Annotated in this window: 12 protein-coding genes and 1 riboswitch; of the genes, 9 read left to right on the forward strand and 3 right to left on the reverse strand. The window is 60.2% G+C overall.

Features of this window, described 5'->3' with window-relative positions; genetic code table 11:
- Window positions 1-151: 151 nt before the first annotated feature.
- The 5 genes from pstC (at window position 152) to phoB (ending at window position 5,321) form a co-directional block, all read left to right on the forward strand.
- A complete protein-coding gene (gene pstC / locus O3S81_RS06935) occupies window positions 152-1,636 on the forward strand; it encodes a phosphate ABC transporter permease subunit PstC (protein ID WP_269341813.1) in 1,485 nt (494 codons plus the stop codon).
- Entirely contained in the window at window positions 1,633-2,955 is a 1,323-nt protein-coding gene (pstA, locus tag O3S81_RS06940; RefSeq protein WP_269341815.1) for a phosphate ABC transporter permease PstA, read from the forward strand. The genes pstC and pstA overlap by 4 nt, the downstream gene beginning before the upstream one ends.
- Before the next feature lie 14 nt (window positions 2,956-2,969).
- Window positions 2,970-3,785 carry a phosphate ABC transporter ATP-binding protein PstB gene (gene pstB, locus O3S81_RS06945; protein ID WP_269341816.1) on the forward strand — a complete coding sequence of 272 codons (816 nt, stop codon included), beginning with the start codon at window positions 2,970-2,972 and terminating at the stop codon, window positions 3,783-3,785.
- Window positions 3,786-3,881: 96 nt separating this feature from the next.
- A complete protein-coding gene (gene phoU, locus O3S81_RS06950; RefSeq protein WP_077985368.1) occupies window positions 3,882-4,607 on the forward strand; it encodes a phosphate signaling complex protein PhoU in 726 nt (241 codons plus the stop codon).
- A 30-nt stretch (window positions 4,608-4,637) separates the two neighbouring features.
- Window positions 4,638-5,321 carry a phosphate regulon transcriptional regulator PhoB gene (gene phoB / locus O3S81_RS06955; RefSeq protein WP_003493692.1) on the forward strand — a complete coding sequence of 228 codons (684 nt, stop codon included), beginning with the start codon at window positions 4,638-4,640 and terminating at the stop codon, window positions 5,319-5,321.
- Window positions 5,322-5,885: 564 nt separating this feature from the next.
- Here the strand turns inward: phoB and O3S81_RS06960 are convergent.
- A complete protein-coding gene (locus tag O3S81_RS06960; protein ID WP_269341819.1) occupies window positions 5,886-6,419 on the reverse strand; it encodes a GcrA family cell cycle regulator in 534 nt (177 codons plus the stop codon).
- A 431-nt stretch (window positions 6,420-6,850) separates the two neighbouring features.
- Between O3S81_RS06960 and O3S81_RS06965 the strand changes: the two genes are divergently transcribed.
- The 3 genes from O3S81_RS06965 (at window position 6,851) to O3S81_RS06975 (ending at window position 10,254) form a co-directional block, all read left to right on the forward strand.
- Entirely contained in the window at window positions 6,851-8,050 is a 1,200-nt protein-coding gene (locus O3S81_RS06965; RefSeq protein WP_269341820.1) for an aspartate aminotransferase family protein, read from the forward strand.
- 57 nt (window positions 8,051-8,107) lie between these two features.
- Entirely contained in the window at window positions 8,108-9,025 is a 918-nt protein-coding gene (gene argF / locus O3S81_RS06970; protein WP_269341822.1) for an ornithine carbamoyltransferase, read from the forward strand.
- A 239-nt stretch (window positions 9,026-9,264) separates the two neighbouring features.
- The gene (locus O3S81_RS06975; protein WP_269341825.1) at window positions 9,265-10,254 is read left to right on the forward strand and encodes an Hsp33 family molecular chaperone; all 990 of its coding nucleotides are present in this window, start codon (window positions 9,265-9,267) and stop codon (window positions 10,252-10,254) included.
- 72 nt (window positions 10,255-10,326) lie between these two features.
- Here the strand turns inward: O3S81_RS06975 and apaG are convergent, their stop codons facing one another.
- Together apaG and O3S81_RS06985 are read right to left on the reverse strand one after the other, a co-directional pair.
- The gene (gene apaG, locus O3S81_RS06980) at window positions 10,327-10,719 is read right to left on the reverse strand and encodes a Co2+/Mg2+ efflux protein ApaG (protein ID WP_010970890.1); all 393 of its coding nucleotides are present in this window, start codon (window positions 10,717-10,719) and stop codon (window positions 10,327-10,329) included.
- A gap of 233 nt (window positions 10,720-10,952) precedes the next feature.
- Window positions 10,953-12,137 carry an O-succinylhomoserine sulfhydrylase gene (locus tag O3S81_RS06985; RefSeq protein WP_269341828.1) on the reverse strand — a complete coding sequence of 395 codons (1,185 nt, stop codon included), beginning with the start codon at window positions 12,135-12,137 and terminating at the stop codon, window positions 10,953-10,955.
- Between the two features lie 43 nt (window positions 12,138-12,180).
- Window positions 12,181-12,259, reverse strand: a riboswitch (SAM riboswitch).
- Between the two features lie 73 nt (window positions 12,260-12,332).
- Here O3S81_RS06985 and O3S81_RS06990 point away from each other — a divergent pair.
- Complete coding sequence (locus tag O3S81_RS06990) at window positions 12,333-13,433, forward strand: 2'-deoxycytidine 5'-triphosphate deaminase (RefSeq protein WP_269341830.1); 1,101 nt, start codon at window positions 12,333-12,335, stop codon at window positions 13,431-13,433.
- Window positions 13,434-13,454: the final 21 nt, after the last annotated feature.

Raw genomic sequence — 13,454 nt, forward strand, 5'->3', positions numbered from 1 at the left:
AGATGGATAGGATGTATCAACCTTGACGCTTGCCAGACTTTATTACAGTCAGGCGGCAAGCATCTCCGGATGGTCCAGCGGTCTCGTTTTGATGACTTTTTGATTTGCCCGATATCGCACCGTGCTCTTGAGGCACGCCGAGGGAACTCTAATGAACACATCGATCCTTTTGCTGATACTGGCGCTCATCGGCATCGGCAGCTATCTGCTCGGCAGCCGCCGCGCTGTTGTCCTGTCTGGTGGTCGCCCCTCCAGCATGCATTCCCGTGCCGGTTATCACGGCTCTTACGCGGTCGTCTGGGCTGTCTTGCCCGCGGCGTTCATTCTCTGTGCCTGGCTGGTCGTCAGCCCGTTGCTCGTCACCTCTGCGGTGCGCGGCAATTTCCCGGAGGATATCCGGGCGCAATCCGAGGCACAGCAGAGCCTGACCTATGGCATGGTGACCTCCATCGCCCGCGGCCTTCAGCGGCTGACGCCGGAGGAAACCGCGCAGGTTGAGGCGGACACGGCAGCGGTCCGGCCGCTTCTGGCATCAAAGGGTGTCGCGATCGCCGGTGATCCCGAGCGGTTCATGGTCGATGCCGCCAAAACGCTCAACGCCATGACTTCCACCAGCCGCATCGCGATGATTGCGACGGTGCTGCTGGTCGCGCTTGGCGGTGCAGCCTATGCGCTGCGGGCGATCGCCCCGCGCTTCAGGGCGCGCAACCAGGTGGAGAAGGTCATTCTCGCGGCGCTGCTCGTCGCCTCGTCCATCGCCATCCTCACCACCATCGGTATCGTCCTGTCGATGCTGACGGAGGCGATCCAGTTCTTCACCATGGTCCCTGCGCACCAGTTCTTCTTCGGAACCGTGTGGGATCCGCGGTTTGCGGCAGCCGGTGCGACGGACTCCTCCGGTCAGTTCGGCCTGATCCCGCTGCTCGCCGGCACGCTCTATATCGGCCTCGTCGCCATGCTGGTCGCAGTTCCCGTCGGCCTGTTCTCGGCGATCTACATGTCGGAATATGCCTCGCCGCGCTTTCGCGCGGTGGCAAAGCCGCTGCTCGAAGTGCTCGCAGGCATCCCCACCATCGTCTACGGCTTCTTCGCGCTGACGACGGTCGGTCCTTTCCTCAGAGACATCTCCGCGCAGATCAACGGTCTGGCGACGGGTGACTACGCCAATTTCATCCAGGCGCAGAGCGTCATCACCGCCGGCTTCGTCATGGGCATCATGCTGATCCCCTATGTCTCGTCGCTGTCGGATGACATCATCACCGCCGTGCCGCGCTCGCTGCGCGACGGCTCGCTCGGCCTCGGCGCCACCCGGTCCGAAACCATCAAGAAGGTCATCGTTCCCGCCGCTCTTCCCGGCATCGTCGGCGCCGTATTGATGACGGCCTCGCGCGCCATCGGCGAGACCATGATCGTGGTTCTCGCGGCGGGTGTCGCGGCGCGCCTGCAGCTCAATCCTTTCGAGCCCATGACCACCGTCACGGTCAAGATCGTCAGCCAGCTTACCGGCGACCTTGAATTCACCTCGCCGCAGACGCTGGTCGCTTTCGCGCTCGGCATCACGCTTTTCGCCATCACGCTTTGCCTGAATATCTACGCGCTTTACATCGTGCGCAAATACCGGGAGCAATATGAATGACCGACATCGTCTCTCCCGCAGCCGGCGCCAGCGCCGTGAACAAGGCCACGCGCCGTGATATCGGCATCAAGCGCCGCTATGCCGCCGAACGTCGCTTCCGTGCCTACGGAATGGCAGCGATTTCGTTCGGCCTCATCTTCCTCTTCCTGCTGCTCTGGTCGGTCGTATCCAAGGGCCACACCGCCTTCCAGCAGACGATGATCACCGTTCCGGTCGAATTCTCGGAACAGATCATCGATCCGAAGAATGAGCGTGCCACAAATCCCGCAAAGCTGATGACGGCCAATTACCCCGTCATCGCCCGCGATGCGGTTGCCAAGGTTCTCGGCGTTGCGCCGACCGACCGCGCCGGCCTTCGCGCCGTCAACGTCATGATCTCGGACAGCGTGCGCACGCAGTTGCGTGACATCGTCGTCGCCGATCCTGCCGTCATCGGCACCACGCGTACCGTTACGCTTCTGGCGTCGGGTGATGTCGACAGTGCCTTCAAGGGCCAGGTCGATCTGACCGCGGATGAAGCGAACCGCCGCATCTCGAACCAGCAGCTCGGCTGGATGAACCAGCTCGCCGAAAGCGGCCAGCTTGGCAAGCATTTCAACACCGGCATCTTCGTTAACGGCGCATCGAGCCGTCCGGAAGCGGCGGGTGTCGGCGTGGCGCTCATCGGCTCCTTCTATATGATGATGATCGTCCTGGTGCTGTCCTTGCCGATCGGTGTCGCAGCCTCCATCTATCTTGAGGAATTTGCCCCGAAGAACCGTCTGACGGATCTCATCGAGGTGAATATCAACAATCTCGCGGCCGTTCCCTCGATCGTTTACGGTCTGCTCGGTCTCTCGGTCTTCATCAACTTCATGGGCTTTCCGCGCTCGGCTTCGCTGGTCGGCGGTCTTGTCCTGACGCTGATGACGCTGCCGACGATCATCATCGCGACCCGTGCCGCATTGAAGGCCGTGCCGCCGTCGATCCGCGCCGCCGCACTCGGTCTCGGCGCTTCCAAGATGCAGACGATCTTCCACCATGTGCTGCCGCTCGCCATGCCTGGCATCCTGACCGGCACCATCATCGGCCTCGCCCACGCACTGGGCGAAACGGCGCCGCTGCTGCTGATCGGCATGGTGGCATTCGTCGCGAATTACCCGACAACGCCGATGGATCCGTCCACGGCCCTGCCGGTGCAGATTTACATGTGGGCGAACGAAGCCGAACGCGCCTTTGTCGAAAGGACATCCGGCGCTATCATCATCCTGCTTTTGTTCCTCATCGTCATGAATGTTGGCGCAATCCTGTTGCGTCGCCGCTTCGAGCGGCGCTGGTAGAGGGAGATTGAGCAATGAACATGTTGTCGGAAGCAGCAGTTGAAAAGGCGCTGGACAAGAAAATGAATGAAGTTTCATACAAGATGATTGGCAAGGACGTTTCGGTTTATTACGGCGAAAAGCGCGCGCTTTACGACGTGAACCTCAACGTTCGGGAAAATACGGTGACCGCGCTGATCGGCCCGTCCGGCTGCGGCAAGTCCACCTTCCTGCGTACCCTGAACCGTATGAACGATACGATCGACGGCTGCCGGGTCACCGGCAAGATCACGCTCGACACCGACGATATCTATGATCAGCAGATCGACGTCGTGGAATTGCGTGCCCGCGTCGGCATGGTGTTCCAGAAGCCGAACCCCTTCCCGAAGTCGATCTACGAAAACATTTCCTACGGTCCGCGCATCCACGGGCTTGCCCGCAACAAGGCGGATATGGACCAGATCGTCGAACAGAGCCTGCAGAAGGCGGGTCTCTGGAACGAGGTGAAGGATCGTCTGCACGAATCCGGCACGGGTCTTTCCGGTGGCCAGCAGCAGCGTCTGTGCATCGCACGCGCGGTTGCCGTCAGCCCGGAAGTGATCCTGATGGACGAACCCTGTTCGGCGCTTGACCCGATCGCGACTGCAAAGGTCGAGGAGCTGATCCACGAACTGCGGACAAATTACACGATTGTCATCGTCACGCACTCCATGCAGCAGGCGGCACGTGTTTCCCAGCGCACGGCCATGTTCCACCTTGGTCATCTCGTCGAAGAAAACGAAACTGACAAGATGTTCACCAATCCGGACGACCAGCGCACGCAGGATTACATCATGGGCCGCTTCGGCTGATCCTGGCCGGCGCTTTCTCGAAACCGAACAAGACTGGTGCCTCTGCCGTGCCCGCTTCCGGGCACGCGCATGCAGGCCAAGCCGGAGGACTAGACCATGACACAGACAACGACCCATTCGCATATTCTGTCGGCCTATGACGACGAACTGAAATTCCTCACACGTCGCATCGCCGAAATGGGCGGTCTTGCGGAACAGATGTGCGCCGACGCCGTGCGTGCGCTCGTTAATTCCGATGCCGCACTTGCCCAGAAGGTCATTTCCGACGACGCGATCCTCGACCACTCCGAGCGCGAGATCGGCGACAAGGCCATCGTCACCATCGCCAGACGCCAGCCGATGGCGGCCGACCTTCGCGAGATCATCGGCACCCTGCGTATTGCAGCTGACCTGGAGCGCGTTGGCGATCTTGGCAAGAACACCGCCAAGCGCGTGATCGCTGTTGCCGGAACCGGCGTGCCGCGCAAGCTCGCCCGTGGCATCGAGCACCTGTCGGAGCTGGCGCTGGTACAGCTCAAGGAAGTGCTTGACGTCTATTCCACCCGCTCCGCCGAGAAGGCCAATGCCATCCGCGAGCGCGACGAGGAAATCGACGCCATGTATACGTCGCTCTTCCGTGAGCTTCTGACCTACATGATGGAAGATCCGCGCAACATCACCACCTGCACGCATCTTCTCTTCTGCGCCAAGAACATCGAGCGTATCGGCGACCACGCCACCAATATCGCCGAGACGATCTATTACATGACCACCGGCAGCCAGCCGGAGGGCGAGCGTCCGAAGGACGACAGTTCCAACACGCTCGGTTCGGTGACCGAGTAACAGACAGGCGAAGGCTTGCGGAGTTAGCATATGGTGCCCAAGATTGCAGTTGTGGAAGACGAGGAGGCGTTGAGCGTCCTGCTTCGTTACAATCTCGAGGCTGAGGGATATGACGTCGACACGATACCCCGTGGCGACGAGGCGGAAATCAGGCTGCAGGAGCGTATTCCGGACCTTCTCATTCTGGATTGGATGTTGCCCGGTGTTTCCGGCATCGAGCTGTGCCGGCGTTTGAGAATGCGGCCGGAAACCGAACGCCTGCCCATCATCATGCTGACCGCGCGCGGCGAGGAAAGCGAGAGGGTTCGCGGCCTCGCTACCGGCGCTGACGATTATGTCGTCAAGCCGTTCTCGACGCCGGAACTCATGGCCCGCGTCAAGGCCATGCTGCGCCGGGCGCGTCCCGAGGTCCTGTCTTCGGTGTTGAAATGCGGTGACATCGAGCTGGATCGCGAAACCCATCGCGTTCACCGCAAAAGCCGCGAAGTGCGCCTCGGCCCGACGGAGTTCCGCCTGCTGGAGTTCCTGATGACCTCTCCGGGCCGGGTGTTTTCCCGTTCGCAATTGCTGGATGGCGTCTGGGGCCACGATATCTATGTCGACGAGCGCACCGTCGACGTTCATGTCGGACGCCTGCGCAAGGCGCTCAATTTTTCGCATATGCAGGATGTCATCCGCACTGTGCGTGGTGCCGGATATTCGATGGAAGCCTGAGCCAGGCCAAACAGTACAGTTTCGCCAAGGCCGATAGTGCAACCAAAAATTTAGAAAGCCCGAAACCAGAAACGGTTTTGGGCTTTTTGACAATGAATCTTTTCAAAAGCAGGCCCCGTAGTCAGGGGCGACCTCAAATTCGGGCCAGTCCGGATTGTCGGATCACACCGCTGCCGTCAGGTTTCCATACCGCCTGCAGTTGATGGCGAACGCCTCCCGGAGGATATGCGCGTCAAAAAATCAAAGGTTGCGGATCCTCGCGACACGCCCAGGGATGACGCCGGAGTGTCTGGTGCAATCCGTCGCCGCAAGGACGACATTACGCCTCGTTTGGGCACACTACGTCGCGATGTGGCTGAAACTCGGTAAGAACAAAAGTCGTGGACCCTGTCCAGAAATTCAAACCGGTGGACAGAGGAACATGCCCGGTTTTCAGGAAGGCGAGGTGCGGGATATCTGCCCTTGGGTTGATTCCGAGACCGCAAAGAACCTCTGACTTTATGTCATAAAAAAAACGGGCCCGAAGGCCCGTAGTTTTTGAGTGTCAAATGCGTGCCGCAACACTCAAGCTTTGCGACGCTCGCTCACCGGCTGGTAGGCGAGCTTTGCATGGAACTTGCAATAGGGCGAAGATTCCAGTGCTTCACAACCGCAGAAATGAAAATCGTCCTTGAGCGGATCGCCGACCGGCCACTTGCAGGTGCGTTCCGTCAGTTCCGTCAGTGTCAGGCGACGGGAAATCGGCGTTACGACGTTTCTGGAGGGAACATAGTCGAGAACTTCGGCGGTCTCGATATCGATTTCCTCATGCAGCGCCGTTGCCGCGTTGGAGCGGCTCAAGACCCGTGCGGGCGTCGCGTTGACGCGGGTCGCGAAATTTGTCGCGCGGGGAGCAGGGGCGGCTGTGCGCTTGGGCGCGGAACGCGCCGAAGTGACCGGGCCGCCGGCCTTGACGCGTCCCGGCAGATTGAGACGGTGGACCTTGCCGATCACGGCATTACGGCTGACACCGCCCAGCTGTGCTGCTATCTGGCTGGCGCTAAGCCCCTCGGACCACAATTTCTTGAGTTTCTCGACTCGCTCGTCTGTCCAGTTCATGCCGCTTCTCCGCTTTTCGCGTGTATTTTCGGCAGAATCCCTCTCCGCCCCGCGGGCGTGCCGCAAGCGTGGTTTCCGCCAGATTTTCGGTGACTAGTTCCGCCGCAATGCAGTCTAGTAATTAGCGATTAACCTAGTGCCAGCCCGACTCCGTGGCAAGAGTCGGGGGAATCATCTGGAATCGATTTTCCGGTTTTCCCCAACTTGCTGGCGAGTTGAGTCTGAAAGGCAACACCTTGGGGCTCATTCGCCACCGTCTACTAGTGCTTGAGACGCCCGGGAAATGCGGACTTTTGTTGACATCGGCAGGCGAAGTGACAATAGTGCCGGTGCCGCCGCAAGGCGGCATTTTTGATTTTCAGGCGGGGGATAACCTCGCCAGCCTATTGACAACCGTCTGACAGCGCATCCGCGCAAGGAGTGATACAGCCATGGCCGAAGCCGCCGCGCCATTGTTCGATACGTTTGCAAGAGCCCCCCTGCGCTTCGAGCGAGGCGAGGGTGTCTGGCTGTTCACGGAAAGCGGCGAGCGATATCTGGATTTTGCGGCCGGCGTCGCGGTCAATTCGCTGGGCCACGCCCATCCGCACCTCGTGGAAGCGATCAAGACCCAGGCTGAGAAGGTCTGGCACGTCTCCAACCTTTATGAAGTGCCCGGACAGGAAAAACTCGCAAAGCGCCTGACGGAAGCGACATTCGCGGACAAGGTCTTCTTCACCAATTCCGGCGCGGAAGCGCTGGAATGCGCGATCAAGACCGCGCGCCGTTATCATTATTCCAAGGGTCACCCGGAAAAGTTTCGCATCGTCACCTTCGAAGGCGCCTTCCATGGCCGCACGCTGGCGACGATCGCCGCCGGTGGCCAGCAGAAATATCTCGAAGGTTTCGGTCCCAAGGTCGAAGGCTTCGACCAGGTGCCGTTCGGCGATGTCGACGCGCTGAAGGCCGCCATCACGCAGGAGACGGCCGCACTTCTGATCGAGCCCATTCAGGGTGAGGGCGGTATCCGCGCGCCCAGCAAGGAATTCCTCCAGCTGCTGCGTTCGCTTTGCGACGAGCATGGCATGCTGCTGATTTTCGATGAGGTCCAGACCGGCGTCGGCCGCACGGGCAAACTCTTCGCCTATGAGCAGACCGGTGTTGCGCCCGACATCATGGCGGTTGCCAAGGGTATCGGTGGCGGTTTCCCGCTTGGTGCCTGCCTTGCCACGGCGGATGCCGCTTCCGGCATGACGGCCGGCGTGCATGGCACCACCTATGGCGGCAATCCGCTGGCCATGGCGGTCGGCAATGCTGTTCTCGACGTCGTTCTCTCCGAAGGCTTTCTCGAAAAGGTCCGTGATGTCGCGCTGGTCTTCCGCCAGGGTCTTGCCTCGCTGAAGGATCGTTATCCGGATGTGATCGAGGAAATTCGCGGCGAAGGCTTGCTTCTCGGCATCAAGGCCCGGGTTCCCTCGGGCGAATTGCTGCAGGCCATGCGTGCGGAACATCTGCTCGGCGTACCGGCGGGAGACAACGTCATCCGCCTGCTGCCGCCGCTCGTCACCACGGCGGAAGAGGCCCGCGAAGGTCTGGCACGCGTGGAAGCGGCAGCCGCATCCCTGACCGCGAAGCAGGCGAAAATCGCCTGAGGAAACAATAAAGGGCGGGCCTCTTCCCGGAGGCTCGCGAGCATGGGACAGTTTGAAATGGCTTCACCTAAACATTTTCTCGACCTGTCGGCCGTCGGCTCGCAGGATCTGCGGGCAATTCTTGACGATGCGCGCGCACGCAAGGTCGCCACGAAGGCCGGAACGGCGGAAAAGCCGCTTGCCGGCAAGATGCTGGCAATGATCTTTGAAAAGCCCTCCACCCGCACCCGCGTTTCCTTCGATGTCGGCATGCGCCAGCTCGGCGGCGAGACCCTTTTTCTCTCTGGTACGGAAATGCAGCTCGGTCGTGCGGAAACGATCGGCGATACCGCGAAGGTGCTGTCGCGTTACGTGGATGCCATCATGATCCGCACCACGGACCATTCACGCCTGCTCGAGCTTGCCGAACACGCAACGGTTCCGGTCATCAATGGCCTGACGGATGATACCCATCCCTGCCAGATCATGGCGGATATCATGACGTTCGAAGAACATCGCGGTCCGGTCAAAGGCAAGACCATCGCCTGGACGGGTGACGGCAACAACGTGCTGCACTCCTTTGTCGAGGGCTCGGCACGCTTCGGTTACCGCATGACGATGGCGGTGCCGATGGGATCCGAACCGCATGACAAGTTCCTGAACTGGGCTCGCAACAATGGCGGCGAGATCGCGCTGTATCATGACGCGGAAAAGGCGGTTGCGGGTGCGGATTGCGTTGTCACCGATACCTGGGTGTCCATGAACCAGGAGCACAAGGCGCGCGGCCACAACATCTTCCAGCCCTATCAGGTCAACGAGGCGCTGATGGCCAAGGCGGAAAAGGACGCATTGTTCATGCACTGCCTGCCGGCGCATCGCGGTGAAGAAGTGACGGATGCCGTGATCGACGGCCCGCAATCGGTGGTCTTCGATGAGGCGGAAAACCGTCTCCACGCGCAGAAGTCCGTCATCGCCTGGTGCATGGGCGTGATCTGAGGAATTCACCCGGTCTTGATCGTCGTCGGGCCGGGTGCTTGAACTTATACGCACCGATTACCATCTGTGGGACTTCGAAAAGGCTCGTCGGTTTGCTGGCGGGCCGTCATCACGATTTGCACGTTTTTCTCCGGAGGCGGTTTCGCTTCCCGGGTCTCTGTGCGACAAGCGAAAAAACCACATTTAAAAGCCGGACTTTTGGACGGTAGCGGCGCCACGGCTGCGCCAAGGAGTATCACATGGCAGATGTAACGGTTGAACTGGACGATCTCGATTTTGCTGGCGACGACAAGGTTGTGCCCTTTCAGGTCGAAGGTCTGGATGTGCGCGGCCGCGCCGTACAGGTCGGGCCGCTGCTGAACGCCATCCTCGAACGGCACGATTATCCCGCCGCGGTTGCCCGCCTTCTGGCGGAAGCGACGGTTCTGACGGCGCTGATCGGCACCTCGCTGAAGTTTTCCGGCAAGCTGACCGTCCAGACCAAGGGCGACGGCCCGGTTGACCTGCTGGTTGCCGATTTCTCCGCGCCGGACAGCATGCGCGCTTATGCCCGTTTTGATGAGGAGCGGCTGGCGGAAGCGGTTGCGGCCGGTGCAACCTCGCCGGAGCAATTGCTGGGCAACGGTATTCTCGCCTTCACCATCGATCAGGGTATGGGCATGCAGCCCTATCAGGGCATCGTGCCGCTGGATGGCTCTTCGCTGGAAGACATTGCCGGGGTCTATTTCCGCCAGTCGGAACAGCTTCCCACCCGCGTGCACCTTGGCGTCGCCGAGTTCTTCGACCGCGACGGTGAAGGCAAGCCGCGCCACGGCTGGCGTGCAGGTGGCTTGATCGCGCAGTTCCTGCCACAGGCCCCCGAGCGGTTGCGCATGCGCGACCTGCACGGTGGCGATGGTGACGAGGGCGGCCACGAGGTGCAGGAGGACGATGCCTGGACTGAAGCCGTAACCCTGCTGAACACGGTGGATACTGACGAACTGACCGATCCGCAGGTGCCGGTGGAACGCCTGCTCTACAGGCTTTTCCATGAAAGCGGCGTGCGCATCTATGATCCGCAGGCCATTTTCGACCGCTGCAGCTGCTCGCGGGACAAGATCAAAGGTGTGCTCTCCGGCTTCACCGCCGAGGAGATCAAGGCGAGCGAGGAAGACGGCGCCATTGCCGTAACCTGCGAGTTCTGCTCCACCACCTATCGCTATGATGTCAGCGAATTCGAGAACGCCTGAATCTTTTGAGAATGCCTGAATCGAAAGCCGCGCTCTAAGAGGCGCGGCTTTTCCTTTGGCGGGTGGATGTCGTCAGTTCAGAACGCGCATCAGGCCGGGTGAATCCAGCGAAAAGGCGGGTATGGTGACGTTGAACACCTCGCCATTTTCCGTTTCCATTTCATAATGGCCAAACATCAGGCCTGACGGCGTATCCAGCGGGCAGCCGGAAGAGTATTCATAGCTGTCGCCGGGTTTGAGCTGCGGCTGTTCGCCCACGACGCCCGGCCCGTAGACCTCGTCCACCTGTCCGTTCTGATCGGTAATATGCCAATAACGGTTCACGAGTTTCACCGGGACATCGGAATTGTTCGCGATCACGACTTTGTAGCCCCAGACGTAACGATCGTCATCCGGGTCGGATTGTTCCTCGAGATAATACGGATCGACCGTTACCTCGATATCCCTTGTCAGAGCACGATACATACGCGCCACACCTCGATATTATGCCTGCCGCCGCATCCTACACTATAGGCTCTGGCTATCGTCAAGAAAATGAATGACTTGACGGGCAGGGGGCGTCTCCTGTTGCGCTGTTTTCCACCGTTAGGGATAACGATAAAGGTAAATATTGGTTGCCTGATGCGGGCTTTTCCGGCCGCTTGGGCAAACCATGGCCCGACACGCGGTCAGGCCATGGCGATTTGCGGATTGAATTTTCAGCCGGAAACGGCCGCAAGACCCTTTGCCAGATCTTCCAGCAGATCGTCGGTATCCTCGATGCCGCAGGAAAGGCGGAGCGTGCCGCCGGAAATGCCGAGTTCGGCACGCGCCTCGTCGGAGAGGTTCTTGTGCGTCGTCGTGCCGGGATGGGTGATGAGGCTCTTGGCATCGCCGAGATTGTTGGAAATCTTCACGATCTCAAGCGCGTTCTGCAGCTTGAAGGCCGCTTCCTTGCCGCCCTTCAGTTCGAAGGCCACCAGGGTGGAGCCGCCGGACATCTGCCGGGCGATGATATCAGCCTGCGGGTGATCGGCGCGGCCGGGATAGATGACCTTGGCGACCTTGCCGTTATCGGCGAGGAAATCGGCGATCTTCGAGGCATTGGCCGTCTGCTGTTTCACGCGCAACGGCAGGGTCTCGATGCCCTTCAGAAGCGTCCAGGCGTTGAAGGGCGACATGGCCGGGCCCGTATGGCGGAAATAATCCTGCAGCTCTTCTTCGATCCACTTCTTGTCGGAAAGGATCACGCCGCCGAGGCAGCGGCCCTGGCCGTCAATGTGCTTGGTGGCCGAATAAACGACGATATGGGCGCCGAGTTCGAGCGGCTTCTGGAAGAGCGGCGTCGCGAAGACGTTGTCGACCACCACCTTGGCGCCGATCTGGTTGGCGAGCTTCGCCACACCGGCAATATCCACGACTTCGAGCGTCGGATTGGTCGGGCTTTCGAGGAAGAACAGCTTGGTGTTCGGCTGGATTGCCTTTTCCCAATTGCCGAGATCACGTCCGTCGATCAGCGTGCATTCGATGCCATATTTCGGCGCAAGTGTTTCAACCACCCAGCGGCAGGAGCCAAAAAGGGCGCGTGCAGCGACGATATGGTCGCCGGCGCGCAACTGGCACATGATGGCGGCGGTGACGGCGGCCATGCCCGACGCAAGTGCGCGGGCGTCTTCGGCGCCTTCCAGCAGGCACATGCGCTTTTCGAACATGTCATTGGTGGGGCTGGCGTAGCGGGCGTAGATGAAGCCGTCCGTTTCACCCTTGAAACGCGCTTCGGCGGCTTCGGAGTTCTCGTAAACGAAACCCTGGGTCAGATAGATCGCTTCCGACGTTTCACCATAGGGTGAGCGTAGCGTACCGCCGTGAACGAGCTGGGTTGCCGGGCGCCATTTATTGCTCATGTGATCACCTTCAAAACAAAAAAACCGGCCGCAAAAGCAGACCGGTTCCTAGCACCCGGTCTTTTTAGCCACTTGTTTAACGTGGCTGCAAGCCGACCGGCCAAATCACCACGGGATAAGCTTGCCATACTGCCGTTACCGGCTTGCGTCAATGCTTTCCTTTTGGTTTTGTCGCCGTAAAAAGGAATGATGACCATGACGAGAACCACGGGCATTTTGGCGGATGGCGCAATCCGGGCGCTGTTTGCGGGCGGCAAGCTGAAAAGCGAGGCCGATCTCGATGTCGACCAGGTGCAGCCCGCCAGCCTCGATCTCAGGCTTGGCTCGAAGGCCTATCGCGTCCGCGCAAGCTTCATGCCCGGCCCCGGAACCCGTGTCATCAACAAGCTCAATCGTCTCAGCCTGCACGAGGTCGATCTCAGCCAGGGCGCGGTGCTGGAAACCGGTTGTGTCTATATCGTTCCCCTGATGGAAAGCCTTGATCTGCCGGCGGACATGTCGGCCTCGGCCAATCCGAAAAGCTCGACCGGCCGTCTCGACATCTTCACCCGCGTGATGACCGACAATGCACAGGAATTCGACAAGATCCCGGCTGGTTATACGGGCCCGCTTTATCTGGAAATCAGCCCGCGCACTTTCCCCATCGTCGTGCGTCGCGGCTCCCGCCTGTCACAGATCCGCTTCCGCATCGGCCACGCACTTCTCAATGAAAGTGAACTGCTGAAGCTGCACGAGACAGAAACGCTGGTGGCGAGTGAAAACCCGAACGTGACGGGCGGCGGCATTGCGCTGTCGATCGATCTCAAGGGTTTCGGTGAGAACGGGCTGATCGGCTATCGCGGCAAACATCACACGGCGGTGGTGGATGTCGACAAGAAGGCCCAGCACGACGTCCTCGATTTCTGGGAGCCGCTCTTTGCCCGCGGCCGTGCGGAACTGATCCTCGATCCCGATGAATTCTATATCCTCGTTTCACGCGAAGCCGTGCATGTGCCGCCGCTTTATGCCGCCGAAATGACCCCTTTCGATCCGCTGGTGGGCGAATTCCGCGTGCACTATGCCGGCTTCTTCGATCCCGGCTTCGGCCATGCGCAAGCCGGCGGTACCGGCAGCCGCGCCGTGCTTGAGGTCCGCAGCCACGAAGTGCCCTTCATCCTCGAACACGGCCAGATCGTCGGCCGTCTGGTTTACGAGCACATGTTTGAGAAACCGGAGGGTCTCTATGGCACTGGCCTCGGCTCCAATTATCAGGCCCAGGGGCTGAAGCTCTCCAAGCATTTTCGCGCCGAACAATGAACCCGGCGGGTGCTTGACACC

Origin of the sequence: Agrobacterium sp. SOY23 (assembly GCF_027212525.1) — a bacterium.
GTDB lineage: Bacteria > Pseudomonadota > Alphaproteobacteria > Rhizobiales > Rhizobiaceae > Agrobacterium > Agrobacterium tumefaciens_I.

Coding starts and splice junctions, on each gene's coding strand:
- pstC (WP_269341813.1), top strand. CDS start 152: ATGAACACATCGATCCTTTTGCTGATACTGGCGCTCATCGGCATCGGC.
- pstA (WP_269341815.1), top strand. CDS start 1,633: ATGACCGACATCGTCTCTCCCGCAGCCGGCGCCAGCGCCGTGAACAAG.
- pstB (WP_269341816.1), top strand. CDS start 2,970: ATGAACATGTTGTCGGAAGCAGCAGTTGAAAAGGCGCTGGACAAGAAA.
- phoU (WP_077985368.1), top strand. CDS start 3,882: ATGACACAGACAACGACCCATTCGCATATTCTGTCGGCCTATGACGAC.
- phoB (WP_003493692.1), top strand. CDS start 4,638: ATGGTGCCCAAGATTGCAGTTGTGGAAGACGAGGAGGCGTTGAGCGTC.
- O3S81_RS06960 (WP_269341819.1), bottom strand. CDS start 6,419: ATGAACTGGACAGACGAGCGAGTCGAGAAACTCAAGAAATTGTGGTCC.
- O3S81_RS06965 (WP_269341820.1), top strand. CDS start 6,851: ATGGCCGAAGCCGCCGCGCCATTGTTCGATACGTTTGCAAGAGCCCCC.
- argF (WP_269341822.1), top strand. CDS start 8,108: ATGGCTTCACCTAAACATTTTCTCGACCTGTCGGCCGTCGGCTCGCAG.
- O3S81_RS06975 (WP_269341825.1), top strand. CDS start 9,265: ATGGCAGATGTAACGGTTGAACTGGACGATCTCGATTTTGCTGGCGAC.
- apaG (WP_010970890.1), bottom strand. CDS start 10,719: ATGTATCGTGCTCTGACAAGGGATATCGAGGTAACGGTCGATCCGTAT.
- O3S81_RS06985 (WP_269341828.1), bottom strand. CDS start 12,137: ATGAGCAATAAATGGCGCCCGGCAACCCAGCTCGTTCACGGCGGTACG.
- O3S81_RS06990 (WP_269341830.1), top strand. CDS start 12,333: ATGACGAGAACCACGGGCATTTTGGCGGATGGCGCAATCCGGGCGCTG.